Raw genomic sequence first — 24,783 nt, forward strand, 5'->3', positions numbered from 1 at the left:
AGGACCGCTCAGCCTTCGCTACGGCAGAAGACCCCGGTCGGGGCGCGTGGCGCCCGTGCGGCGGCGGATCATGTCCTTGCTCTCGTCGGGCAGCGCGTCGGCGACGAGCAGGCGCGGCAGCAGCTCCGGCTCCAGGGTCATGGCCCGGAACTCCAGCGCGACGGTCACGTCGTGCGCGGGCCGGTGGACGATCTCCAGGCGGTCGCCGGAGCGGATCTCGCCGGGCTCGATCACCCGGAGGTACGCGCCGGGCAGGGCGGCCCGGGTGAACCGCTTGATCCACCCCTCCCGCTCCAGCCAGCCCTGGAACGTGGCGCACGGAATCCGCGCGCACGACACCTCCAGGACGACGTCCGGCCCGATCCGCCAGCGCTCCCCGATCAGGGCGCCGTTGACGTCCACGCCGACGGTGGTCAGGTTCTCGCCGAACTCCCCGCCGGCGAGCGGCCGGCCGAGCTCGGCCTCCCAGCCGTCGAGGTCCTCGCGCGCGTAGGCGTAGACGGCCTGGTCGGTGCCGCCGTGATGCTTCACGTCGTAGGCGCGGTCACCGGCCAGACCCACGGCTCCGGTGCCCTTGGGTCCGGGGGCGGTCACCGCGACCGGCCCGTCGACGGGCCGCTTGTCGATTCCGGTCGCGCTGATCCCCTTCCAGGGGTTGGGGCGGGGACGGCCGATGTTCACGGAGAGCACGTGCGTGCCGCGGGAATCCATGGGGCGTGACCCTACGAGGGGCGGGGTCCGTGCGCGAGGGAGTTTCGGGCACCGCCCTTCACTCCCCCGCCCCTTCAGTCACACCCCTCTCACCACTTCTCACCCGAACGGCACACCCCCACGCGGGTGCAATCTCATATCTGAGATAGCCTTTCGCCATGTCAGATGACTACCTCGTACGTATCGGCAAGCTCATCCGTGACGCCCGTCAGCACCGGGGCTGGACGCAGAGCCAGCTCGCCGAGGCGCTCGGCACCAGCCAGAGCGCGGTGAACCGCATCGAGCGCGGCAATCAAAACATCAGCCTTGAGATGATCGCCCGCATCGGTGAAGCACTCGACAGCGAAATCGTCTCGCTCGGCTACGCCGGTCCCATGCATCTGCGCGTGGTCGGCGGGCGCCGGCTCTCCGGCGCCATCGACGTCAAGACCAGCAAGAACGCCTGCGTGGCGCTGCTCTGCGCGTCCCTGCTCAACAAGGGGCGTACGGTGCTGCGCCGCGTGGCCCGCATCGAGGAGGTCTACCGCCTCCTCGAAGTACTCAACTCCATCGGCGTGCGCGCCCGCTGGATCAACAACGGCACCGACCTGGAGATCGTGCCGCCGGCCCGGCTCGACATGGACGCGATCGACGCGGACGCCGCACGCCGCACGCGCTCCATCATCATGTTCCTCGGCCCGCTGCTGCACCGCATGGACGCGTTCAAGCTGCCGTACGCGGGCGGCTGCGACCTCGGCACGCGGACGATCGAGCCGCACATGATCGCGCTGCGCCGCTTCGGCCTGGACATCGCCGCCACCGAGGGGATCTACCACGCCCGGGTGGACCACTCCGTCACGCCCGGCCGCCCCATCGTGCTGACCGAGCGCGGCGACACCGTGACCGAGAACGCCCTGCTGGCCGCCGCCCGCCACGACGGCGCCACGGTCATCCGGAACGCCTCCTCCAACTACATGGTCCAGGACCTCTGCTTCTTCCTGGAGGCGCTGGGCGTCCGCGTGGACGGCGTCGGCACGACGACCCTCACGGTGCACGGTGTGCCCGAGATCGACGTGGACGTGGACTACTCGCCCTCCGAGGACCCGGTCGAGGCGATGAGCCTGCTGGCGGCCGCCGTCGTCACGGAGTCCGAGCTGACGATCCGCCGGGTGCCGATCGAGTTCCTGGAGATCGAGCTCGCGGTCCTGGAGGAGATGGGCGTCGACTGCGACCGCACCGCGGAGTACGCGGCGGACAACGGCCGCACCCGCCTGGTCGACCTGACGGTCCGCCCCTCCAAGCTGGAGGCGCCGATCGACAAGATCCACCCGATGCCGTTCCCCGGCCTCAACATCGACAACGTCCCCTTCTTCGCGGCCATCGCGGCATCCGCCCACGGCCAGACCCTGATCCACGACTGGGTCTACGACAACCGCGCCATCTACCTCACCGACCTCAACCGCCTCGGCGGCCGCCTCCAGCTCCTGGACCCCCACCGCGTCCTGGTCGAGGGCCCCACCCGCTGGCGCGCCGCCGAAATGATGTGCCCCCCGGCCCTGCGCCCGGCGGTGGTCGTCCTCCTCGCCATGATGGCGGCGGAGGGCACGTCGGTGCTGCGCAACGTGTATGTGATCAACCGCGGTTACGAGGAGCTGGCGGAGCGGCTGAACTCGGTGGGGGCGCAGATCGAGATCTTCCGGGACATCTGAGGTGAAGGTGCCGCCGCGCCCCTCCAGCCTGCTGTTCGACGGCGCTGGAGGGGGGCGGCGGCGCTTCTCCCGGCCCGGGATGCCGCCGGGCACGCCTGTCGCCTTACTGCGCACCGTTCGCGGGGCGCCAGGGCTGTCCGCTCCGGCGTGGGCGCGCGTTCAAAGTGAGGCCCGGGACCGGCCGCGCACGGCTGGGTGGAGGACCAGGTGCGGACCGCCGCGCGGGTGGTCACGCTGATCGGCCGGAAGTTCGACGTCCCTCACAGCGTCTCGCTTCGCCCTTCGCGGCGTCCCGGCGGTCAGGGGCCTCTCCGCCGGGACGTAGGTCAGCACCTGACACTCCATGTGCAGGCAGTGCACGAGCTTCGCGGGAGGCGGCCCCTGGGCTACGCCGACCTGCGCACCCATACCAGGGCGAGCCATGGCATTACGGACGCCAGCAGCGCGAGCAGCCAGCCGACCAACGTCGGGGGGAACCCCAGCTTCAGGGGGAGGAGCAGGGCGCCGCCGAGGAGGAAGAGCGCGATGACCGGGAGATGGATGCGGGGGCTGAAGCGCCGCAACAGCGCGACGTCCTCCTCCTCGATGAATCCCATCCCGGCAAGGATCGCGACCAACGTCCACGCCCAGATGAAGATGAGGAAGAAGCTACCGTCGAAGAACCCGGTCGGATCGTCCCGCACGCCCAGTTCGGGATGGGCGGGCGCGTACATCACCAGTACTTGCTCGCCGCGTTGCGGCGTACCGCGCGTCCGCACGCCGTCGACGGTGAACTTCCTGCGTCCCTCGGGAGTCTTGAGGAACACGGTTACGGTCGTCGCGTACTGGTCGACGTCGTTGATGTTCACACCGGTGGGTTCCGGCGTGCCCACGACGCGGTCGATGGGCACGGCATACGTATCGCCGCCCGCCCGCTGGACCTTGTCCACCCACGCTGCCATCTCGCCGTCGGGACCGATGCCCTGGCTTAACGCGGATCCGCTGCTCAGCGCGAACACCAGAGCAACCAGTGTGCGCAGCAGCTTCCACCGGCGTTGTTGCGCCGGATGTTTGACAAGGTCGACGCCGCCCATGGTGCGCCGTCGCAGTGCGGCCCAGGACACGGCCACCCAGCAGCCGACGAAGACGGCAGCCGCCGCCGCGAGGATCAGCAGGTACCCATTGGGCACGGACCGGGTCGGCGCCAGCCCCGCGAGGACGGCCCCGAGCGTGCAGAGCAGGGTGAACGCTCCCAACACGCGGGCCACTTTGATCGATGCGGGCATTGTGGGCATGGGGACTCCGAACGTCACACGGGCCCTGTTCCTCGTCAGGGCAGTCACGCAGCACAGTGGCATGGACCCGCGCCCTGGGGGAACCGACGTGCGATCCCGTCTTCGCCGTGCGGCACGTCCGGGCCGCGTCGCCCGGCAGTCGGACCGACCGGCGCTTCCTGCTTCGACCACCGGACACCTCCGGTCGTTCGCCGCCGGCGCGGACCGGTGAGGGGCGACGAACATCCCGGTGCGGCCGGGGACTTTTCGAAGGATCACCCCAACGAGCCGACGGCAGCAGCAGCACCCGCCGCACCGCGTCCGCGTGGGGCGCGTGATCGCCGCGTCCACGGCCGTCGATCAAGTCGTTCCAAAGGCGGGCTGTGCCACCGGCATGTGGAGGGGTTGCCGAGGATCTGTTGACGGAGTGCAGTCGCGCCATCACAGATAAGTCTCTCACTGAGCTGTTCAGTAGTCCGCTCGAGCCTGCCCTACGCCGACGATCCGGGCGGCGCCGTCGGTGTCGCCTCCTGCCCCGCCGGAACCGCCGCGCAGACCGCGAACGTCACGCCCACCAGGCCGAGGACGATCGCCAGGTAGCCCTTGGTCTGGACGGCCGACTGGCGGGACGCGACCTCGCGGGACCAGAGGGCCGCGTCCTTCTGGGTCTGGGCCTGGTACTCGAAGTAGCACTTCTGGAAGAGCTGGTCGGGCGGGGTGCCCTCCTGCTTGGGCTTGCAGTCCGCGTCCTCGAACAGGCTGAGTTCGCCGGCGTACTCGTCCAGGGGCTTGTCCGAGACCTTCGAGGCATCGGACATCGCGACCGCGGCGAGGATCACCGCCGCGATCATGCTGAGCATCGCCATGACGATGCAGACGGCGGCTCCGGCGTTGCGTCCTTGGGATGACATGGGCATGAGAGTAGTCATCCCTCCGGAGCCGCCTTCCGGGGGCTCAGACCAGCCGCAGGCTGCCCCGCGCCGTCGCCGCCGAGCTCGTGCCCGTGTAGACGTCGATCCGGCCGCGCTCCAGGACGTACGTGCCCGACGGGTCGTTGGTCCAGAAGCCGAGGTCCTCCGCGCCCAGGGTGAAACGCAGGCGGCGCTCCTCGCCCGGGGCGAGGGTGACGCGTTCGAAGGCGCGCAGCCTGCGTACCGGCTGGACCACCGACGCCGCGACGTCGTGGACGTACAGCTGGACGACCTCGTCGCCGGTGCGGTCACCGGTGTTGGCGACGGAGACCGCGACCTCGACCCGCTCGCCGCGTTCCAGGGCGTCCACCGCGATCTCGGCGTGGCTCAGCCGCGGTTCACCGGTCGTGAAGGTGGTGTAGCTCAGGCCGTGGCCGAAGACGAACTGCGGGCCGTCCGGCAGGTCCAGGTACTTCGAGACGTACTTCTCGGCCTCGTCGTAGGGGCGGCCCGTCGACTCGCGGTTGTAGTAGACCGGGATCTGGCCGACCGTGCGGGGGAAGGAGACCGGGAGCTTGCCGCCCGGGCTGACCGCGCCGAACAGGAGGTCCGCGACCGCGTTCCCCGCCTCGATGCCCGCGTGCCACGCCTCCAGGACAGCCGGGGCCCTGTCCACCCAGCCGCCGATGGTGAGGGGTCGGCCGTTGACGAGGACGACCACGAAGGGCTTGCCGGTGGCCGCGACCGCCTCGATCAGCCGCTGCTGGCCCGCGGGCAGGTCGATCTCGCTGCGCGACGCCGCCTCACCGCTGATCGCGGAGTCCTCGCCGACCACGACGACGGTGACGTCGGCCGCCCAGGCGGCTGCCGCGGCCATCGCCGGGTCGCCGCCGGAGTGCCGGACATCGGCGTCCGGCGCGGCCGCGCGGACCGCGTCGAGCACGCTCACCGTGTCGAGCACCAGCCGGCCGGGGCCCGCCCAGGTGCCGTGCTGGTCCGTGGAGTCGGCGTGCGGGCCGACGACGGCGATCGTGCCGCCCGGCTTCAGCGGCAGGACACCGCCCTCGTTCTTCAGGAGCACCATCGACCGGGCCGCGGCCTCCCGCGCGGCGGCCCGCGCCTCGGCGGTGGGGCCGGTGATCTCCGCCGCCTCGTCGGTGTACGGGTCGTCGAAGAGGCCGAGGGCGTACTTCAGGCGCAGGATGCGGGTGACGGCGTCGTCCAGCCGTTCCGTGCTGATGCGGCCCGCGTCCAGCAGGTCCGCGCCGTGGTCCGCGATGTGCGTGGACACCATCTCCATGTCCAAGCCGTGCATGAGGGCCAGTTCGGCGGCGTGGGCCGCGTCCTCCGCGTAGCCGTGCGCGACCAGCTCCATGACGCCCGTGTAGTCGCTCACCACGAAGCCGTCGAAGTCCCACTCGCCCTTGAGGATGCTGTTCATGGTGTGGCTGTTGGCGTGCGCGGGGACGCCGCCCACGGTGTTGAACGCGGCCATCACCGTCGCCGCGCCCGCGTCCAGCGCCGCCTTGAACGGGGGCAGGTAGTGGTTGCGCAACCGCTGCTCCGAGAGGTCCACGGTGTTGTAGTCCCGGCCGCCCTCGGCGCCGCCGTAGGCCACGAAGTGCTTGGCGCAGGCGGCGACGCGCTCCGCGGACCGGAGCCCCGAGCCGTCGGCGGGGCCCTGGTAGCCGCGTACCTTCGCCACGGCCAGGACGGCGTTCAGATACGGGTCCTCGCCGCTCGATTCGGCGATCCGGCCCCAGCGCGGCTCGTTCGTCACGTCCATCATCGGCGAGAACGTCCAGCGCACGCCCTGCGAGCGGGTCTCGGCCGCCGACACCCGGGCGTCGGTCTCCGCCACGGCCGGGTCGAAGGCGGACGCCTGCGCGAGCGGGATCGGGAAGGTCGTCCAGAAGCCGTGGATGACGTCGAAGCCGAAGAGCAGCGGAATGCCGAGCCGGGACTCCTCCACCGCCAGGCGCTGGAGGTCGTTGGTCCACTTCGCCCCGTGCAGGTTCAGCACCGAACCGAGCCGCCCGGCGCGGGCCAGCGCCTCGATCTCCTTCGTCTGGCCGCCACCCGGTCCCGTGTCCCCGGTCCAGGTCAGCTGCTGGATCTGGCCGAGCTTCTCCTCGGTCGTCATGCGGCCGAGGAGTTCCTTGACCTTGTCGTCGTGCGATCGGAGCATGTCGGGTCCTTCGTAACCGGATAGCGGGGGCGAGCGGGCTCCCTGCCGGGAGCCTTGCCGGACGGAACAACGGCGGGCTAACGTCGCTCGCAGCAAAATGTAAGCGCATTCAGATGCGGGGGCAAGGAATCCTGGTCCCTCGTGACGGAATCGATGAGTCAGCACGGGAGAGATCCATGGCCAACAGCGCGTCGGCCCTGCGCGTCATGAGCTTCAACCTCCATGTGGACTGGGCGGGTTCGCCCCGGCCCTGGTCCGGGCGCCGGGACGCGGTGGCTGCGGTGCTCCGGACCGAACGGCCCCAGCTGCTCGGCACGCAGGAGGGCCGCCCGCACCAGATCGCGGACGTGCTCACCGCCCTCGGGCCCGGCTACGCGAAGTCCGGCCGGGACCGCGACGGCGACGGGACCGGCGAGCACACGGCCCTCTTCCACGACCGCGCACGCCTCGAAGCGCTGGAACGGGGCGACTTCTGGCTCTCGGACGCGCCCGACGTGCCCGCATCCGAGACCTGGGGCGGCGGCTGCCCCCGCATGGCGACCTGGGTCCGCTTCCGGGACCTGGCCGCCGGGGGCGAGTTCCTGGCCGTCAACACCCACCTGGACCATGTGAGCGCTTACGCACGCACCCGGGCGGCCGGGCTGCTCGTGGAGCGGTGCGCCGCACTCGCGCCCGGCCTGCCGGTCGTCGTCACCGGCGACTTCAACACCCCGGCCGGGGACCCGGATGTGCACGGCGTGCTGCTCGCGAAGGGCGGCCTGGAGGACACCTGGGACCGGGCCGAGGAGCGCGGGCCCGCGTACGCCACCTTCCACGACTACCGCGCTCCGGTCGCGGACGGCCCGCGCATCGACTGGATCCTCGCCTCGCGCGGTACGCGGGTACGGGAGGCGTCGGCGGTGCTGCCGGGCGCGACGGCGCCGAGCGACCACCTTCCCGTGCGCGCCCTGATCGAGCTGGAGCCCGCGCCCGTCGCGCGCTGAGCCGCGTTCACGCAGACCGCCCCGTACACCCTTGCAGGAGGAACCCGTATGACGTCCCCCCGTCCGGCGGCCGAATGGCTTGCCGACGCCGTGCTCTACCAGATCTACCCGCAGTCCTTCGCCGACTCGAACGGCGACGGGATCGGGGACTTCGCGGGGATCGAGGCCCGGCTCGACCATCTCCAGTGGCTGGGGGTGAACACCGTGTGGTTCAACCCGTGCTTCGTGTCGCCGTTCGACGACGCCGGTTACGACGTGGCCGACTACCTCGCCGTCGCCCCGCGCTACGGCACCAACGAGGATCTGGCCCGGCTCACCGAGGCCGCCGGGCGCCGCGGCATCCGAGTGCTCCTCGACCTGGTCGCCGGGCACACCTCCGACCAGCACCCCTGGTTCCGGGCGTCCGCCGACGACCCGGCCGACCAGCGGTTCATCTGGGCCGACACCGAGCAGGCGCCGCCCGGGTTCGTCGCCTCGCCCGGCAGCCGGTCCGGCTTCTACCAGCCGAACTTCTTCGAGTCGCAGCCCGCGCTCAACTTCGGACACGCGCGCATGGACCCGGCGGAGCCCTGGCGGCTGCCCGTCGACGCCGAGGGGCCCCGCGCCAACCGGCAGGCGCTGCGCGAGATCATGGACCACTGGCTGGGCCTCGGCCTGTCCGGATTCCGGGTCGACATGGCCGCCTCGCTGGTCAAGGACGATCCGGGGCAGGCCGAGACCGCGAAGCTCTGGACCGAGCTGCGCGGCTGGCTGGACCGGGCGCACCCGGGCGCGGCGCTGCTCTCCGAGTGGGGCGACCCGCAGGTCTCCGTCCCGGCCGGGTTCCACGCGGACTTCTTCCTGCAGTTCGGTCCGCGCGGCGACGGGCTGCCGCTCCGGTCGCTCTGGAACAACTGGGAGGGCACCGTCAGCGAGCCCTGGGAGCCGCTTGAGCCGTACTTCGGGGCCCGGGGAGAGGGCGGGTTCACCACCTTCCTCGACGCCTGGCGCGAGGCGACGGAGGTGATCGGGGACGCCGGGTTCATCTCGCTGCCCACGTCCAACCACGACTTCTCGCGCCTCGCCACGGGCCCGCGTACGGCCGAACAGCTGCCCGCCGCCTTCGCGTTCCAGCTGACCTGGCCGACGCTCCCCGCGATCTACTACGGGGACGAGATCGGCATGCGGTACGTGCCCGGCACGCCCACCCGCGAGGGCAGCCGACTGGGCCCGCGATACGACCGGGCCGGGTCCCGTACGCCCATGCAGTGGGACGACTCGCCCAACGCGGGCTTCTCCACCGCCCCCGCCGACGCCCTGTACCTGCCGATCGACCCGGACCCGGACCGCCCGACGGTCGCCGCCCAGCGCGCCGACGAGGGCTCCCTCCTCCACCTGGTCAGGCGCCTGATCGCGCTGCGCAAGGCCACCCCTGAGCTGGGCAGCGGGGGCACGACGGAGGTGCTGCACGACGGGTATCCGTTGGTGTACGTCCGGGGCGGGCGCCATCTGGTCGTGGTCAACCCGCGCTCCGAGGCCGCCTCCACCGCAGCGCCCCGCGGCCGGGCCACCCCGGTGGAGGCCCGCGGGGTCACCGTCGCGGACGGCCGCGTCCGGGCCGAGGGCTTCGGCTTCGGGATCTTCACGCTCGACGCGGGCTGACCGGTGCGCCCCCGCCCGGGACCGGGCGGGGGCGGAAGCCGTACGTCAGCCTGGGGTGTCCCCGTAGTGCGCCTGCAGCGCCGCCAGTTCGGCGGTCAGCTCCGCGACGAGATTCTGGCAGGCCGGGTCGTCGTAGCGGTTGTGCAGCTCGTCCGGGTCGGCTACCAGGTCGAACAGCTCCCACTCGGGGGCACGGGTCTCGTCCTTGGCGCCCGGCTGGCCGGAGCCGTGGCCCGGGTAGTGGATCAGCTTGTGGGTGTGGGTGCGGACGCCGTAGCTGGCCTGCACGTTGTGGCAGACGTCCAAGTGCTCGAAGTAGCGGTAGTACACCGACTGCCGCCAGTCGTCCGGCCGTTCGCCCCTGAGAAGCGGGACGAGGCTGCGGCCCTGCATCCGTGGATGCGCTTCCACTCCGGCCAGGTCCAGGATCGTCTGGGCGTAGTCGACGTTGACCACGAGCTCGTCGCACCTGCTGCCCGGCGGAGTGACGCCGGGCCACCGCACCACCAGCGGGATGCGCAGCGACGGTTCGTACATGAACCGCTTGTCGAACCAGCCGTGTTCGCCCAGGTAGAAGCCGTGGTCCGAGGTGTAGGCGACCGCGGTGCTCCGGTCCAGGCCGGTGATGTCGAGGTAGTGCAGGACCCGGCCGACGTTCTCGTCCAGTGCCGCGATGACCCGTAGGTACTCCTTGATGTAGCGCTGGTAGCGCCACTCGCGTTCCGCGCGCTCGTCCAGCCCTTCGGGCACGGGCGCCTTGAGGTCCTCCGGGAGCAGGTCCCGCATCCGCATCTCCGCCTCGGCGGCGGCGCTCGCCCGGTGGCTGTAGTCGTCGTGGAGGGTGCGGGGCGCCGGGATGTCCACGTCCTCGTACAGGTGCCGGTGGCGTTCGGCGGGTTCGAAGGCGCGGTGCGGGGCCTTGTGCTGGATGAACAGCGCGAAGGGCCTGTCGCGGTCCCGGCGGTCGAGCCAGTTGAGGGCGAGGTCGGTGATGAGGTCGGTGACGTAGCCGGTGTGCTGCCGCTCCCCGTCGCGGGTGACGAACGTCGGGTCGTGGTAGACGCCGTGTTCCGGCAGCACCTCCCAGTGGTCGAAGCCGACCGGGTCGGAGTCGCCGCCGTGGCCCAGGTGCCATTTGCCGATGATCGCCGTCTGGTAGCCGGCCTCCTGGAGCATGCTCGGGAAGGAGGGCTGGGTGGCGTCGAACTTCTGGCCCGGCTGTTCGAGGGTGGTCATGCCGTTGACGTGGCTGTAGGTGCCGGTCAGCAGGGACGCCCGGGCGGGCGAGCAGATCGAGTTGGTGCAGAAGGCGTTGTCGAAGCGCATGCCCTCGGCGGCCAGCCGGTCGACGGCGGGCGTCCTGTTGATGACGCTGCCGTAGGCGCCGATCGCGGGCACGGCGTGGTCGTCGGTCATGAAGAACACGAGGCTGGGGCGCTCGGCGCCGGTGGTACTCATGGCCCGGGGTCCTCCTTGGCTGGTGCGGGATCACGAGCGAGCCGCAGGGTTCGGCTGCCCGGCATGGGTAGGTCGAGCGTGGTGCGTACGAGGCCGTCCGGGCCGGTGTGCACGAGGGCTCCGGGGCCCCTGTCACCGGCGGGGCGCAGCCGGTAGCACGCCTCCGGTTCGAGGCCGGCGACCTCCACGGTGACGCGGCGGCCCAGCACCGGGACCGGTACGGCGCGCGGGCGGTCGGCGGCGGCGTTGACCACGCGCACCTCGACCGTGCCGTCGCGCGCGGTGACCGTGGCGGTCACCAGGGCGTGGGCTCCGTCGCCGGTGAGGTGCGCGGCGCGGTGCGGGGCCCCGGCGTCGACGCGGACCCGGACGCGGGCGGGTGCGCTGCCCGGGGCGAGCGCGCAGCCGCGTACGGGGCCGGGCAGCGGCGGCTCGGGGCCCTCGGCGGTCCTGGGCGCGATCCGGTACCAGTAGCCGCGGCCGGGCTCGGCGCGCGTGTCCGCGTACGGCGGGAGGACGGGGCCGGTGTGCAGGGGCTCGTACGGTCCCTCGTAGTGGTCGGAACGGTGTACGAGGTATCCGGCCGTCCTCGGTGCCGGGAGCCAGTCCAGGAGCACGTGGCCGATGCCGTCCCGGGACCGCAGCACCGTCCGGTGCGGGGGCAGTACGCCCGCGGGGCCGGGGCGCGCGTTCACTTCAGGCCGGAGGTCGCGATGCCCTGGGTGAAGTGCCGCTGGAGGGCGATGAAGACGGCGACGACGGGGAGCACCACGAGGAAGGCGCCGGCCATCAGCACACCGTTGGACCCGGCGGCCTTGGTGGGGTCGGTGGCGAAGGTGGCGAGGGCGACGGGCAGGGTGTACTTGTCGGGGTCGTTGGTCGCGACGAGGGGCCACAGGAAGTTGTTCCACGAGCCGAGGAACACGAAGATCGTCAGCGTGGCGAGGGCCGGCTTGACCAGTGGGAGCACGATCCGCCAGAAGATGTACCACTCGCCGGCGCCGTCGATGCGGGCCGCTTCGAGGAGTTCGTCGGGGATGGCCGAGATGAACTGCCGCATGAGGAAGACCCCGAACGCGCCCGCCGCGAAGGGCAGGATGAGCCCGGCGTAGCTGTCGAGCAGCCCCATCTTGCTCATCATCACGAACTGGGGCAGCAGCATCAGGTTGCCCGGCACCATCAGGGCGCCCAGCACGATCGCGAGCACGCCCCGCTTACCGAAGAAGTTCAGCTTGGCGAGCGCGTAGCCGAGCATCGAGCAGAAGACCAGGTTGCAGAGGGTCACGACGACGGCGACCACCGCGGAGTTGAGGAAGTTCCGCGCGATGTCCATCAGGTCGAGCAGTTCGCGGAAGTTCGCGAGGGTCCACTCGGTGGGAATCCAGACCGGCGGGCTGGCGCCCAGGTCCTGGGGGGTCTTGAAGGCGGACACCGCCATCCAGAGGAAGGGCGCGGCCATCACGATCAGGCCCAGGGTGAGCAGCGTGTACGTGAGGGCCGTGGTGCCCGGCCTGCGCGAGGTGGCGGTGCGTCGCCGGGCCGGTGCGCTCTTGGTGGGGAGGTCGGTGGCGCTCATCAGGTCTTGTCCTTCAGCAGGCGGAACTGGAGCAGCGTGACGGCCAGGACGATCGTGAACAGGACGTAGGCCATGGCGCTCGCGGAGCCCATGTGGAAGAAGCTGAAGCCTTCCTTGTACATGTGCAGGGACACGGTGAGGGTGCTGTCGCCGGGTCCGCCGTCGGTCATCACGAAGGGTTCCTCGAAGACGTTGAGGAAGCCGATGGTGGTCATCACCGCGACGTACAGCATGGTGGGCCGCAGCAGCGGGACCGTGATCCGGCGGAACTCCTGGAACACGCCGGCGCCGTCCAGCTTGGCGGCCTCGCGGACCTCGGCCGGGATGGCCTGGAGGCCGGCGAGGAAGAGGACCATCGCGGTGCCCATGTTGCGCCAGACGGCCATGACGATCAGCGAGGGCATCGCGAGCGCCTTGGAGGCGAGGAAGTCCGGCGTGGAGAAGCCGAGCTGTGCGCCGAGACCGGCGATCAGGCCCTCCGACGGGTCGAGCACGAACCGCCAGATGACGGCCACCGCGACGATGGCGGTGACCACGGGGACGTAGAAGCCGACCCGGAAGAAGGTGCGGAGGCGGTCGATGCCGGAGTTGAGCAGCACGGCGGCGACCAGGCCGCTGCCGATGGTGAGCGGGACGCCCAGCACCACGAAGTAGCAGGTGTTGAAGAGCGCCCTCATGAACTTCGGGTCGTCGAACAGCGCGGTGTAGTTGTCGAAGCCGACGAAGTTCGCGTCGAGCGGGTGGGTGACGTTGCGCAGGCCGAAGTCGGTGAAGCTCATGAGGAGCGTCGCGACGATCGGGAAGGCCATGAAGGTCAGGAAGAGGGCCAGGAACGGCGTGGAGTACAGCCAGCCGGCGAGGTTCTGCCGGGAGAGCCGGTCGCGGCGGAGCTCCTGCTGCGGTCCGGGAGGGCCGCCGGCCTGGGCCGGGGCGCGGTCCAGGCCGGCTCCGGCCCGGGTGGCGGCGGTCTTCACTGGGAAATCAGCCCCTCCGTGACGGCCTGGAGCTTCTTGGCCTCGGCGGCCGGGTCACCGCCCTGTGCGATCTTCTCCAGGGTGCCTTCGATGGCGGCGGCGATCTCGTTCCACTTCTCCAGGGCCGGGATCTCCTTGCCGGTGTCGAGGGCCTGGCGGAAGACCTTCAGGCTGTCGGCCTCGGCGCTGTCCTTGATCTCCGGGAGGTCGTAGGCGGCCTTGTTGGCGGGCAGCGACTTGGTCGCCCCGTACCAGGCGGCCTGGGTCTCGGGGGTGGTGAGGTACTGGGTGAACTTCTCGGCGGCGGCCTTGTGCTCGCTGTCCTTGAAGGTCACGAGCGAGGCGCCGCCGACCCAGGAGACGGACCCCTTCGGGCCCGCGGGCAGCGGGGCGGTCTTCCACTTGCCCTTGAGCTGCGGCTGCTGCTCGTTGAGGTTCTGGACCATCCAGGGGCCGGACATGAACGTCGGCTCCTCGCCCTTGGCGAAGGTCTTGGCGACGTCCGCGCCGGGCACGAAGTTCTTCTTGGCGAGCCCGTCCTTGAAGTAGCTGCCCCACGTCTCGAACGCCTTCACGGCCTCGGGGGAATCGAGCGCGGACTTGCCGTCCGCGTCGACCAGGCTGCCGCCCTCGGAGTACAGGAACTGGAGCCAGCTCTGCCAGGCGCCGGTGTTGCCGGGCTGGAGCGCGGTGCCCCACTGGGCGCCGCCCTTCTGGTACGCCTCGGCGAGCTTGTGGTGGTCGGCCCAGGTGGCCGGGGCCTTGTCGACGCCGGCCTTCTCCGCCAGGTCGGTGCGGTAGTACAGGCCGCGTACGTCGGCGTACCAGGGGACGCCGTAGGCGGTGCCGTCGACGACGTTGCTGTTCCAGGTGGCGGGGAAGAAGTCGGACTTCTTGAAGGTCTTGGTGTCCACCGGCTCCAGCACGTCGAGCGCGATGTACTGCCCCATCATCGTGGAGCCCATCTGCGCCATGTCGGGGAGCTTCCCGGCGGCAGCGGCGGCGGTCATCTTCTGGCCGACGACGTCCCAGCCGATGGGGGTCACCTTGACGGTGATGTTCGGGTTGGCCTTCTCGAAGTCCTCGGCGACGGTGGCGAGCCGCTTGGCCTCCTCGCCCATGCCCCAGACGGTCAGGGTCTGCTTGGCGTCGGCGGACTGCTGCGCGCCGCCGCCGCCACCGCAGGCGGTGAGGGACAGCGCGGCGACCACTGCGACGGAGATGCCTGCGACGGTCTTGGCGGGGCGTGCCATGGATGCTCCTCCTTGAGCCTGTATGCGCTATCTGAAAGCGCATACAGGACTCTGCAATACGGGTCCGGATCGCTCAAGAGGGATGGGATAACGCTTGGGTAACGTGGCGGGTGGCGGGGTTGACCGGAGGTGTACGGGAGTGAGCTCCGGGCGCACGAAGGAGGGGCACCCGGTCCCGCGGAAGCGCCCCTGACCTGCACTTACGGGCCCGTTCCCTTCGCTTGCGGCGCCCCGCGCCCGGCCGGCGGAAAGTCGGCGGCGGGGCCTACGCCGACGCGTCCGCCGGGCAGCCGCAGCTGCGGCGCAGCACCGCGGAGACGGGCAGAAGCCGTTCCTGAGGGGGTCTCTCGCGCTCGGAGAGCCGGGCCACCAGCAGTTCGACGGCCTCCACGCCCAGCTGTCCCATCGGCTGCCGGACCGTCGTGAGCGCCGGCCGCACGAGCCTGCTGAGCGGGATGCCGTCGAAGCCGGTCACGGCGATGTCCCCGGGCACGTCGATGCCGCGTGCCTCCAGGGCGTGCAGCGCGCCCACGGCCATCTGGTCGTTGGCGAACACCAGGCCCTGAGGCCGGGCCCCCTCCCCCGCCGCCCCGAACAGCGTCTCCACCGCCCGGCGTCCGGCGGCCTGGGTGAGGTCGCCCCGCAGGTCGGGGGCCTTGGGGAGCGGGAGGCCGGCTTCGAGGTGGGCGGCCTGGTAGCCGAGGAACCGGGCCTCCCCGTCCGGGGAGTCCTCCGGCCCTCCGACGAACGCGAGCCGCCGCAGCCGGTGGGTGCCGAGCAGGTGCCTCGTGATCTGCAGCTGTCCGTCGAAGTTGGCCACTTTCACGTGGTCGATGCCGTCGTACGGCTCCCCGGCGAGGAGCACGACCGGGACCCGCCTGGCCACCATCTCCAGGGTCTCGTCGGGCACCGCCTGGGCGAGGACGGCGAGTCCGTCCACCCGCCCCGCGACCTCGGTGAGCCGGGCGCCCGCGTCGTCGGCGTGCGAGGAGGCGATGAGCAGCGCGTAGCCGTGGCGCCGCGCGGCGCGCTCCATGCCCCTTATGACCTCGTCGGAGTAGAGGGTGACCTCGCCGGGCTCGGCGGCGGGCGCGCTGTCGGCCTCCGCGTCGTGGAAGTCCGGGTAGCACAGGCCCAGGACCCCGGTGCTGCGGCTGGCGAGGCCGCGGGCGCTGCCGCTGGGCACGTAGCCCAGTTCGCGCGCGCTGGCCAGCACGCGCTCGCGGGTCTCGCCGCGCACCGATTCCGGGCTGCGGTACACCCTGGACACCGTGGCGATGGAGACCCCCGCCCGCTCGGCAACGTCGTACACCGTCGGAGTACTCATCGCGCCGCGTCACCTCTCTTCCCCTGTGGTGGGGAGATGTTCCCACATGAGGGGACGCAGCATGGAAGCGCATTCACGCATCGGGCGTCGTCGGGCCGCGCCCCGCAGAATTCGTCCGGCGTTCGCGGGAAGTCTTCCTGCGGGGCGGCTCCCCGTTCGGGCTGGGCCGGGAGCGTCGGGCCGCCCGACCCCGACGACCTCAGGATGGACCCACGTGACCGCATCGCCCTCCCGCCCCCGGCGGCCCCGCGCCCTCGCCCGCTTCCTCGTCGCCGCGCCGCTGCTGGCGGCCGGTGCGCTCACCGGCGTCCCGGCGGCTCACGCGGCCCCGGCCGATGACGTACGGATCAACGAGGTGGTGACGACCGGCGCCGTGAACGACTCGGTCGAGCTGTACAACAAGGGCACCGCGTCGGTCGACGTGTCGGGCTGGATTCTGAAGGACGACGACAACGGCCACTCGTACAAGATCCCCTCCGGCACGACGCTGGCACCGGGCGGCTTCCGCGCCTTCGACGTCAGCGGCGCGTTCGGTCTCGGCTCGGCGGACCAGGCCCGGCTCTACCTGGCGGACGGCGGGACGCAGGTGGACGGCTTCTCGTGGAGCACGCACTCGGCCCCGTCCTGGTCGCGCTGCGCCGACGGCACGGGGTCCTTCGCGCAGGCGGCGTCGGTGACTCTGGGCGGCGCGAACGACTGCGGTCCGGGCGAGGGCTCGACCGCCCCCGTGGCGTGGCCGGGCGGCAGCTCGGTCGCCACCGCGGACGGCTCGAACGTGTTCGGCGAGGACCTGAGCGGGCTCTACCAGGACGGCAGCGTCCTGTGGGCGGCGCAGAACAGCGGCAAGCTGTGGCGCCTGGTGCGGGACGGCTCGGGCGGCTGGAAGCCCGACACCGCGAACGGCTGGTCCTCGGGCAAGTCCCTGCGCTTCCCGGGCGGCTCCGGCAGCCCGGACAGTGAGGGGGTGACCGCGACCCCGGCCGGTGTCTTCGTCGCGAGCGAGCGCAACGGGGACGCCTCGGGCACGAGCCGCCTGTCGGTGCTGCGGTACGACGTGAGCGGTACGGGCTCGTCGCTGACGGCCGCCAAGGAGTGGAACCTCACCTCTGACCTCCCGTCGACCGGCTCCAACCTGGGCCTGGAGGCGGTTACTTGGGTGCCGGACGCGTCGCTGACGGGCGCCGGATTCAAGGACGCCTCGACGGGCGCGGCGTACGACCCGGCCCACTACGGCGCCCACGGCAACGGCGTCTTCTTTGTCGGCGTCGAGGGCACGGGCATGGTGTACGGCTACGTCCTCGCCGACTCCGGTTCGTACACCCGGATCGCCTCCTTCAGCAGCGGCCTGTCCGGCGTGATGGAGCTCCAGTGGGAGCCCCAGGCTTCCCGCCTCTGGGCGGTCTGCGACGACACGTGCGACGGCCGCCACCAGACGCTGACGGTCAACGCGGCGGGCGCATTCGCCGTGACCGGCACGTACAACCGCCCGTCCGGCATGCCGAACTACAACAACGAGGGCTTCGCGCTGTCCGGCGCCGGCGAGTGCGTGTCGGGCTCGAAGCCGGTGTACTGGTCGGACGACGCGAATGACGGCGGGCACGCGTTGCGGCGGGGCAGCGTCGGCTGCTGAGCGGAGGCGCGGGCAAGCGGTCACGGCGCCCGGCGGAGGGAGGCGTCCAGCGCGGCCATGAGGTGCGCGGCGCGACTCCTGCCGCCGGGCGCGGGCGGGTAACGGCGGAGGACGTCGATCAGGACGGGCGTGGCCCGTTCGCGGGCCCCTTCGAGTACCCGGTTCCCGGCCTCGGGGTCCTCCCCCGCCTCGATCTCCGCGATGCGGGCCGCGTTCGCGGCGGCCCGGAGGATGTGGCCGACCTGGTGGGCCTTGGCGATGGGATGCAGGTAGGCGGCGGACGCGGCGTCGCCCGCCGCCTGCGCGGCGAGGCGTGCGGCTTCGGTGGCCGCGTCCTTCGCCGCGCGGTGCGCGTCCATCGACGTGACGCGCTGGAGCCTGCTCCGGGGCGCGCCGTCGATGAACTCCCGGGCCGCCGCGAGGGCGGCCCGCGGCCTGCCGTCGTCGGGGTGGGCGTCCTCGAACACCGCCAGGACTCCTTGCGCCGACTCTGCGGCGTACCGCGCCACGACGCGCAGCTCGGCCATGGACAGCTCGAAATCCCCGCTCACGCCCGTCATTCGAGCGATCGTCGCACATCGGCCCGCACCTGGCCTTACGGCTCCGAGGGGCCGCCCCGTCCGCCGGGGCGGCCCCCGTCCGCTTTCAGGCGAGGTGTTCGGCCGTGTACGCCTCGATGGCGTCGCGCTGGAACGCCGCGAGGCCGGGGGCGATCGCCTCGTAGGCCGCTCGCCACTCGGGGTTGTCCACGACGGAGCGCCCCATGGCCAGGTGCTCGTCGGCGGCGACCGGTCGCAGCGCGGAGAGCAGCCGGTAGTGGGCCTCGATCTCGGCCTGGACCGGTGCGGAGTCGGCCGCGTGTCCGGCGGCCCGGAGCTCGGCGAGGCGGATCATGCGGGCCGTGCGGTCCCGCTGCCCGGCCGCGATGTCCTCCGGGCTCATCGCGGCGACGTGCTGGGCGACCCGCTCGGCGTGGGCGGGGAAGTCGCGCAGGCTCTCCTGGTACTGGGTCGGCTGTACGCCCTCGAACAGGTTCTCCGGTCGGTTGATGGTCATGGGTGCGTCGTCCTTCCTGGACTGTTCCAGTTCGGCGATCGTGCGCGAGACGGTGGCGGCCAGGGTGTCGAGCCGGTCCCGTTCGGCCAGCAGCCGCCGGTGGTGGCCGCGCAGGGCCTCCACCGCGTCGACCTGCTCGGCCAGGACGCGGCCGATGTCCTCCAGCCCGAGCCCCAGCTCCCGCAGGACCAGGATCTGCTGGAGCCGCAGGAGCTGGCGCTCGCCGTAGTACCGCAGCCCGCCCGCCCCCGTCCGGGCGGGCCGCAACAGCCCGACCGCGTCGTAGTGCCGCAGCGTCCGCGCGGTCACCCCGGACATCCGGGCCACTTCAGCGATCGACCACTCCACCACCGTCACCCCGCGCTTCGCCGTTCCGGGCCGGTGTTTCCGGCCCTGTCCCACGACCGTAGAAGCTGCCGTTACGTCAACGGCAAGCCGTGGCGTCGGGCGGCGGGCGCACTCGCTGTTCGGGCCGCACGCGCACAGAACCGCGCTGCGGGGCAGCTGTCTTCCAGACGTCGCTTCCCGTAACTCTGTTCTAGGGCGTGTTTCGGAAGTAGCGCCGTCCGCCCGCAGGGCGGGTCCGGCGGCGTCTGGTGCGTGCGATCGCAAGGCGGAGGGTCGCCCCGATACTGGGTGTATCGGGGTGATCCCGACAACGCGGCGAGCGTGCGTGCCAGGCGTCGCCGGACAGGCGGGACTTTCGAAACACGCCCTAGGATCTCGGGATGAGTGACGAGCTTCTTCGCCTCACGGTCCTGGGCTGCGCGACGCCTTACCCGAGCGCGGACAATCCTTGTTCCGGCTATCTGGTGTCGAGCGGGGACACCCGTATCTGGGTGGACGCGGGGAGCGGGACGCTCGGCCCACTGCAGCGGCACGTGCGGCTGGATGAACTCGACGCGATCTGGATCTCGCATCTGCACGCCGATCACAGCGCGGACCTGCTCACCGCGTACTACGGAGCCCTGTACGCAGACATCCGCCTCGCAGCGCCTATCCCCCTCTACGGTCCGCCCGGAATCGCCGACCGGCTGGCCGGCTTCCTCACTCACACTCCAGCCCGTAGCCCTATCGAATCCGCCTTCTCCGTCGCCGAGTTGCACGACGGGCACCAGGCGGCCGTCGGCTCGCTCCGCCTGACCAGCCGGGCGGTGTCGCACGGCATGCCGGCCTTCGCCGTGCGCATCGAGGCGGCAGGCAGATCACTGGTGTACTCCGGAGACACGGCACCGTGCCCGAGCCTCACGGAACTGGCCGAGGGATGCGACGTGCTGCTGTGCGAAGCCGAGAGTGCGCAGGCACCGTCGGAGGGCGAACAGGTGCACCACACGCCCGAGGACACCGGCGACACCGCGAATAAGGCCGGGGCGGGCCGACTGATCGTCACGCACGTCGGCCGCTTCCTCACACCCCAGCAGGCAGTGGCTCGTGCCTCGGCGCGGTTCGGCGGTTCCGTCGATCACGCCGCCCCCGGCGCCACCTTCTCGATCGGCTAGTGCTCTGACCGGAAAGGTTCGCCGGGTATGTCATTCCGGCGGTTGGATGTCCTGAGACGTCCATCCGGGTACTGGAGGTGTGGGGCGGCTGAGCCTGTACGTGTACGCAGGCTGACTGACCAGGAGGGGCAGGAACTGCAGCAGATCGTGCGCCGGGGCAGCGCCGGCTCAGTGGGCTACCGGCGCGCGGTGATGCTGCTCGCCTCGGCCGGCGGCAACCGGATCCCGGTGATCGCGAAGCCGGTGCAGGCCGACGAGGACACCGTCCGGGATGTGATCCACCGGTTCAACGAGATCAGACTTGACTGCCTGGACCCTCGAAGGGCGGGAGGCCGTCCCCGCCTGCTCAACCGTGACGAAGAGGACTTCGTCATCGAGACGGCCATCACCCGCCCGACCAAGCTCGGTCAGCCTTTCAACCGCTGGTCCATCCGCGAGGCCCGCTTCGGACCGCTGCGGCAGTTCACGGTCGCCAACTCCAACCACCGCAACCACGCCGCCCAGACGCTCGCTCTGCACGCCTGTCTGCGCTGGCGCAACAAGAACGCTCGCCATCCCGACGTGCTGGCCGCTCAACGACGTGAGCGCGCCCGCATCCGCAGTGAGAAGGGCCTTTGCTGGGGAGCACGGCTGGTCCCGCAAACAGCACCGGCGGCACTGACGCCATGACGTACATGCCGGCCGGCATGGTCGTGGCAGCGGAGGCTCTACGGGCTTTCGATTGCGAGCCTGCTGGCGAATGCGATCATGGCAACTCCGCCGCTGGCCTTCAGCACCCGGATACGGCGACTTTTCGCCTGAAACCAGGTACGCATGGCTCCGGCGGCACAAACCCAGACGGTTTCGATGAGTGCCTGGACCACGCCTCCGGCGAGGCCGATGACCAGCATCTGGAGAACGAGGTTCCCGCGCGAGTGGTCAACGAACTGAGGTAGTACGGCCATCAGCGACACGATGCTCTTCGGGTTGGCCACACCGACCAGGAAGCCCTGCCGTACCGATCGCGTCCACGAACTGCTCGGGACATCGGCTGTGGCGGAGGACTCGTTAACGGAGTTGGACCGGGCGGAGCGCAGCGCACTGAAGCCCAGCCAGAACAGGTAGCACGCGCCGACGACCTTGACCGCCATGAAGAGCTTGGCCGATGCCGCGACGATTGCTCCAAGGCCAGCGACCACCAACACCAGAAGTACCAGACCGCCCAGGGCATTCCCCAGCACGATCCACATCGCAGATCGACGCCCCGAGGTGATGGCACTGCCGGTCTCAAGCAGGACAGATGGTCCCGGGATCGCTGACAGCAACGCCGACAGAGTCAGGAAACCAACGAGCAGGCTTGGGTTTACGGGCACAGGACGGACGATAACCGAGGGTGGATTCGCCGGGGAAGAGCCGTGCCCCGCGACTGCGGTACCAAACGCCTCCAGCGATCAGATCAGGCGTCACTGGCCATCCAGCGACGCACCTCGCCGACCCGGCGAACCTTTCCGGCCGCGGCACTACACCGCGGCTTGGAGCGGTCGGCGCGGCCGGCGTTCGCCCAGCAGCACATGGCGTGGCTCGCTCCGGTGCCGGGTACCCGGGTCCTCGACCTGAGGGCCGGGCGCGGCGCGCTGACCGCTGCCGCGCTTGGCCGAGATTGCCGGGTGACGGCCGTGGACTGCGCTCCCGGGATGGTCGAGCGACTGGCGGTCCAGTACCCGCAGGTGCGCGAGGCGCGAGTGATGGAGGTTCACCGGCTGGAGTATCCCGACAGCTCGTTCGACCTGGTCTGCGCAGGGTTCGTCGTCCATCTGCTCGATGATCCAGCTACTGCGGTCCAGGAGGTCCGGCGCGTGCTCGCTCCCGGTGGGTGTTCTCCTTCTCCGTCCCGGGCGACGTCGAGGACGCGCCGGAGTGGGAGCTCTACGGGGCCCTCTTCCGGGAATTCCAGCCCCTGATCCCCGACGGTCGCGGCCGGCTCAGTCGGCCCCTGGACGCGGAGCGGCAGCTCTCGGCTGCGGGGTTCACCGGTATCGGTGAGACCGCCACCGACCAACGCCTCCCCGTTCCGGACGCCGACACGTTCTGGGACTGGGGGCTCTCCCACGGCTCCCGCGCCTGCTTCGACGCCCTCCCGGCCCATGCACGTACCGAGCTCGAAGCCCGGGTGCGGGCGGAGCTGTCCGCCATGGACCCGATCGTCTTCGCCGCCGGTGCGCGCCTCTGGAGAGGCACCTCAGCGACCTGACCTCGGGCGGTGAACCGCGCCATCGTTCGTGAGGGCGAAGCCGAGCAGAGTGACCTTGTCCGCGTCGACGTCCTCGGGCGAGGGGCTGCCCTCCAGCAGGAAGCCGAAGAGGGACCGGAGCGCCTCGTTGCCCAGTTCCAGGGGGTGGAACGGCAGCGCGTAGCCCTCCATCGCCCGGTCGCCCGCCCAGTACGGCGCCTCGAAGGGGAACGGGTCGCCGACGTTCTCCACGATGCCCCCGTCCGGCGACAGGCTCAGGGAGCGGCGGAGGCGGCCCTCCTCCCAGACCGCGAACGCCAGCCAGTCCGAGACGCTGTGCATCGCGTGCAGGATCACGCGACGGCCCTGGGCGGCCTCCAGGTGGTGCACCGGGAGTCCCGACGGGCGGTCGAACATCAGCCGCCGGTCGCAGACCACGTCCACTCCGGTGAAGCTCGCCGCGTACGTGATGCCATCCGGCGGATACGTCGATTCGGCCAGGACATCCCCCTCGGTCGACACCAGCCCCCGGCCCGGGAACACCCGGGCGACCAACTCCGCCGTTCTCGGTGCCCGCGGCTCACCGGCCGCCTTCAGTACCGGGGCCACGTCCCCGTCCGCGTACGCCAGTAGCGCTGTCTTCGCTCCCATGCACCGCACGCTAGCCCCGAGCACTGACAGCCGCGTCAATCGCAAGCCGGCCGGGGAATCTCGTACTCAGCCCACACCGTCTTCCCCGGTGCCTGCGTTCTGGGATACCAGCCCCAGCGGGTGGCCAGGCCCTCGACCAGCAGCAGGCCGCGCCCGTCGTCCGCGAGGCCCGCGTCCGGGAGCTTGCCGGGGCGGGGCGGGACGTGTTCGCCCCGGGTGTCGGTCACCTCGATCCGGGCCGTCGGACCGGGGCGCTCCACGAGGCGCAGCAGCAGGTGGAAGTCCCGCCCCGACACGTGCCCGTGCCGCACCGCGTTCGCCGTCAGCTCGGCCGTGATCAGGACGACCGCCTCGTGCGGCTCCGTCCCGTACGGCAGACCCCACGCGTCCAGCCGGACCGCCGACAGGCGGCGGGCCAGCCTGGCGCCCCGGGGCGTGGAGGTGAACCGCATGTCGAAGCTCGGGGTGCCCAAGTGGGCGAAGTGGTGGGTGGGTTGCGTGGTGCGGTGGGGGCTGTCGATGTTGCTCGTCATGGCTACGAGCGTCCTCGCCGTGGCGTAGCGTGACCAGTGGTGACGCACCGACGCGATCTCCTTGTACGCGCGCTGACGGCACCGGTAGGCGGAACGCGGCGCGATCGAGCGAGGCAGGGTGCGATGACGGCTGAGCAGGTGGACCCCGGGGAGATGGACGGCGTCCAGGCGGCGGACAAGGCGGGCCAGGATGTGGTCCTTGCCTTCGGGCAGAGCCTGAAGACCTTACGCGTACGGGCGGGCATGCAGCGGGACGAGCTGGGCCGACGCCTGGGCTACTCGGCGTCCACCATCGCCTCCTTCGAGCAGGGCCGGAGGATTCCGCCGCCGAGGGCGATCGACCAGGCCGACAAGGAGCTGGGCGCGGACAACCTGCTGGCGGTGTGGAAGGAGCCGGTGGAGAACGCGCAGTACCCGGTGTTCTTCCAGGGCATGGCGCAGTTGGAGAAGCAGGCGATGGAGCTGCTGGTCTACGACACACATGTCGTCAACGGCCTTCTTCAGACGGAGGCTTACATGCGGGCGCTGCTCGACATGCGTCGTCCGCCTCTGGACCTGGAGACGATCGAGCAGCGGGTGGCAGCCCGGTTGGCCAGGCAGGACATCTTCGACCGGCGTCCTGCGCCGCTCCTGAGCTTCGTCATGGACGAGGCGGTCCTGCGGCACCGGTACGGCGGCCGAGAGGTTGTAAAGGGGCAGTTGGAGCACCTGCTGCTCTTCGGCGAGCGGGGCAACGTGGAGCTTCAGGTGATGCCGACCGACTGCGAGGACAACGCCGGGGTCAACGGCCCGTTCACCGTCATCACGCGCAAGGACGGCAAGAAGTATCTGTACGTCGAGGCCCTCAACACGAGCACCTTGGCAACCGATGCCTCGCAGACGGTCCTCGCTGCCGCACGCTATGGGATCATCCGTTCGCAGGCTCTCAGCCCGCGAGAGTCACTGGCGTTCATCAAGAAGTTGCTGGGAGAACTATGAACAACACCGAACCCCTCGCCTGGTTCAAGAGCAGCTACAGCGGCACCGAGGGCGGCCAGTGCGTTGAGGTCGCGACCGGTGCCGGAGCCGTACACGTCCGTGACTCCAAGGACGCGGCCGGCCCCGTCCTCCGCGTATCGCAGAACGCCTGGGCCGGGTTCGTCGGGCTCGCCACGGCGGAGTAGTACAGGCGGCGTTTGTACGCACGAGAGCCCTGCCGGTCCGCCTCGGACCGGCAGGGCTCTCGTCATCGGCCGCGCCCTA

Annotated in this window: 25 protein-coding genes; 10 read left to right on the forward strand and 15 right to left on the reverse strand. The window is 71.0% G+C overall.

Annotated features, from left to right (window positions below; translation table 11 throughout):
• Positions 1–18 precede the first annotated feature (18 nt).
• Positions 19–711, reverse strand: a complete 693-nt coding sequence (locus AB0L33_RS20540) for an MOSC domain-containing protein (protein WP_365683350.1) — start codon at positions 709–711, stop codon at positions 19–21.
• A 158-nt stretch (positions 712–869) separates the two neighbouring features.
• On the opposite strand from AB0L33_RS20540, the gene AB0L33_RS20545 reads away from it, so the two are divergent.
• Positions 870–2,399 (forward strand): UDP-N-acetylglucosamine 1-carboxyvinyltransferase, encoded by a 1,530-nt coding sequence (locus tag AB0L33_RS20545; protein ID WP_365683352.1) that lies wholly within the window; start codon positions 870–872, stop codon positions 2,397–2,399.
• Positions 2,400–2,785: 386 nt separating this feature from the next.
• Here AB0L33_RS20545 and AB0L33_RS20550 read toward each other — a convergent pair whose 3' ends face one another.
• The 3 genes from AB0L33_RS20550 to AB0L33_RS20560 form a co-directional block, all read right to left on the reverse strand.
• Positions 2,786–3,664 (reverse strand): hypothetical protein, encoded by an 879-nt coding sequence (locus AB0L33_RS20550; RefSeq protein ID WP_365683354.1) that lies wholly within the window; start codon positions 3,662–3,664, stop codon positions 2,786–2,788.
• A 479-nt stretch (positions 3,665–4,143) separates the two neighbouring features.
• Positions 4,144–4,563 (reverse strand): hypothetical protein, encoded by a 420-nt coding sequence (locus tag AB0L33_RS20555; RefSeq protein ID WP_365683356.1) that lies wholly within the window; start codon positions 4,561–4,563, stop codon positions 4,144–4,146.
• A 43-nt stretch (positions 4,564–4,606) separates the two neighbouring features.
• Entirely contained in the window at positions 4,607–6,751 is a 2,145-nt protein-coding gene (locus tag AB0L33_RS20560) for a glycoside hydrolase family 3 N-terminal domain-containing protein (protein ID WP_365683358.1), read from the reverse strand.
• A 176-nt stretch (positions 6,752–6,927) separates the two neighbouring features.
• Between AB0L33_RS20560 and AB0L33_RS20565 the strand changes: the two genes are divergently transcribed.
• The gene (locus tag AB0L33_RS20565) at positions 6,928–7,734 is read left to right on the forward strand and encodes an endonuclease/exonuclease/phosphatase family protein (protein ID WP_365683360.1); all 807 of its coding nucleotides are present in this window, start codon (positions 6,928–6,930) and stop codon (positions 7,732–7,734) included.
• Positions 7,735–7,782: 48 nt separating this feature from the next.
• Positions 7,783–9,375 (forward strand): alpha-amylase family glycosyl hydrolase, encoded by a 1,593-nt coding sequence (locus tag AB0L33_RS20570; RefSeq protein WP_365683362.1) that lies wholly within the window; start codon positions 7,783–7,785, stop codon positions 9,373–9,375.
• Between the two features lie 45 nt (positions 9,376–9,420).
• On the opposite strand, the gene AB0L33_RS20575 is transcribed toward AB0L33_RS20570, so the two are convergent.
• From AB0L33_RS20575 to AB0L33_RS20600, 6 genes are all read right to left on the reverse strand, one after another.
• Positions 9,421–10,833, reverse strand: a complete 1,413-nt coding sequence (locus AB0L33_RS20575; RefSeq protein ID WP_365683364.1) for a sulfatase — start codon at positions 10,831–10,833, stop codon at positions 9,421–9,423.
• Entirely contained in the window at positions 10,830–11,528 is a 699-nt protein-coding gene (locus AB0L33_RS20580) for a hypothetical protein (RefSeq protein ID WP_365683366.1), read from the reverse strand. Before AB0L33_RS20580 ends, AB0L33_RS20575 begins: the two co-directional genes overlap by 4 nt.
• Complete coding sequence (locus AB0L33_RS20585; RefSeq protein WP_365683368.1) at positions 11,525–12,409, reverse strand: carbohydrate ABC transporter permease; 885 nt, start codon at positions 12,407–12,409, stop codon at positions 11,525–11,527. Before AB0L33_RS20585 ends, AB0L33_RS20580 begins: the two co-directional genes overlap by 4 nt.
• A complete protein-coding gene (locus AB0L33_RS20590) occupies positions 12,409–13,383 on the reverse strand; it encodes a sugar ABC transporter permease (RefSeq protein ID WP_365683370.1) in 975 nt (324 codons plus the stop codon). Before AB0L33_RS20590 ends, AB0L33_RS20585 begins: the two co-directional genes overlap by 1 nt.
• On the reverse strand, positions 13,380–14,636 hold the full coding sequence (locus tag AB0L33_RS20595; RefSeq protein WP_365683372.1) for an extracellular solute-binding protein: 1,257 nt from the start codon (positions 14,634–14,636) through the stop codon (positions 13,380–13,382). The genes AB0L33_RS20590 and AB0L33_RS20595 overlap by 4 nt, the downstream gene beginning before the upstream one ends.
• A gap of 265 nt (positions 14,637–14,901) precedes the next feature.
• Positions 14,902–15,963, reverse strand: coding sequence for a LacI family DNA-binding transcriptional regulator (locus AB0L33_RS20600; protein WP_365683374.1), 1,062 nt, complete (start codon positions 15,961–15,963; stop codon positions 14,902–14,904).
• Between the two features lie 214 nt (positions 15,964–16,177).
• On the opposite strand from AB0L33_RS20600, the gene AB0L33_RS20605 reads away from it, so the two are divergent.
• A complete protein-coding gene (locus AB0L33_RS20605; RefSeq protein ID WP_365683376.1) occupies positions 16,178–17,593 on the forward strand; it encodes a lamin tail domain-containing protein in 1,416 nt (471 codons plus the stop codon).
• 20 nt (positions 17,594–17,613) lie between these two features.
• On the opposite strand, the gene AB0L33_RS20610 is transcribed toward AB0L33_RS20605, so the two are convergent.
• Positions 17,614–18,153: a putative immunity protein gene (locus AB0L33_RS20610; RefSeq protein ID WP_365683378.1), complete on the reverse strand. Its 540-nt coding sequence runs from the start codon at positions 18,151–18,153 to the stop codon at positions 17,614–17,616.
• A gap of 85 nt (positions 18,154–18,238) precedes the next feature.
• Positions 18,239–18,997, reverse strand: coding sequence for a MerR family transcriptional regulator (locus tag AB0L33_RS20615; protein WP_365683537.1), 759 nt, complete (start codon positions 18,995–18,997; stop codon positions 18,239–18,241).
• A 380-nt stretch (positions 18,998–19,377) separates the two neighbouring features.
• On the opposite strand from AB0L33_RS20615, the gene AB0L33_RS20620 reads away from it, so the two are divergent.
• A complete protein-coding gene (locus AB0L33_RS20620; protein WP_365683380.1) occupies positions 19,378–20,148 on the forward strand; it encodes an MBL fold metallo-hydrolase in 771 nt (256 codons plus the stop codon).
• Positions 20,149–20,175: 27 nt separating this feature from the next.
• Positions 20,176–20,817 carry a helix-turn-helix domain-containing protein gene (locus tag AB0L33_RS20625; protein WP_365683382.1) on the forward strand — a complete coding sequence of 214 codons (642 nt, stop codon included), beginning with the start codon at positions 20,176–20,178 and terminating at the stop codon, positions 20,815–20,817.
• A gap of 38 nt (positions 20,818–20,855) precedes the next feature.
• Here the strand turns inward: AB0L33_RS20625 and AB0L33_RS20630 are convergent, their stop codons facing one another.
• A complete protein-coding gene (locus AB0L33_RS20630; RefSeq protein WP_365683384.1) occupies positions 20,856–21,500 on the reverse strand; it encodes a LysE family translocator in 645 nt (214 codons plus the stop codon).
• A 198-nt stretch (positions 21,501–21,698) separates the two neighbouring features.
• Here AB0L33_RS20630 and AB0L33_RS20635 point away from each other — a divergent pair, with 198 nt between their 5' ends.
• Both AB0L33_RS20635 and AB0L33_RS20640 read left to right on the forward strand, forming a co-directional pair.
• On the forward strand, positions 21,699–22,088 hold the full coding sequence (locus tag AB0L33_RS20635; protein WP_365683540.1) for a class I SAM-dependent methyltransferase: 390 nt from the start codon (positions 21,699–21,701) through the stop codon (positions 22,086–22,088).
• Positions 22,001–22,378 (forward strand): hypothetical protein, encoded by a 378-nt coding sequence (locus AB0L33_RS20640; RefSeq protein ID WP_365683386.1) that lies wholly within the window; start codon positions 22,001–22,003, stop codon positions 22,376–22,378. The genes AB0L33_RS20635 and AB0L33_RS20640 overlap by 88 nt, the downstream gene beginning before the upstream one ends.
• Here AB0L33_RS20640 and AB0L33_RS20645 read toward each other — a convergent pair.
• Together AB0L33_RS20645 and AB0L33_RS20650 are read right to left on the reverse strand one after the other, a co-directional pair.
• Positions 22,367–23,008 carry a hypothetical protein gene (locus tag AB0L33_RS20645; protein ID WP_365683388.1) on the reverse strand — a complete coding sequence of 214 codons (642 nt, stop codon included), beginning with the start codon at positions 23,006–23,008 and terminating at the stop codon, positions 22,367–22,369. The genes AB0L33_RS20640 and AB0L33_RS20645 overlap by 12 nt on opposite strands.
• Before the next feature lie 35 nt (positions 23,009–23,043).
• Positions 23,044–23,541, reverse strand: coding sequence for an ATP-binding protein (locus AB0L33_RS20650; RefSeq protein ID WP_365683390.1), 498 nt, complete (start codon positions 23,539–23,541; stop codon positions 23,044–23,046).
• 123 nt (positions 23,542–23,664) lie between these two features.
• Here AB0L33_RS20650 and AB0L33_RS20655 point away from each other — a divergent pair, with 123 nt between their 5' ends.
• Entirely contained in the window at positions 23,665–24,519 is an 855-nt protein-coding gene (locus tag AB0L33_RS20655; RefSeq protein ID WP_365683392.1) for a helix-turn-helix transcriptional regulator, read from the forward strand.
• Positions 24,516–24,704, forward strand: a complete 189-nt coding sequence (locus AB0L33_RS20660) for a DUF397 domain-containing protein (protein ID WP_365683394.1) — start codon at positions 24,516–24,518, stop codon at positions 24,702–24,704. The genes AB0L33_RS20655 and AB0L33_RS20660 overlap by 4 nt, the downstream gene beginning before the upstream one ends.
• The last annotated feature ends 79 nt before the right edge of the window (positions 24,705–24,783 follow it).

This window comes from Streptomyces sp. NPDC052299 (genome assembly GCF_040679335.1).
Classification (GTDB): Bacteria; Actinomycetota; Actinomycetes; order Streptomycetales; family Streptomycetaceae; genus Streptomyces.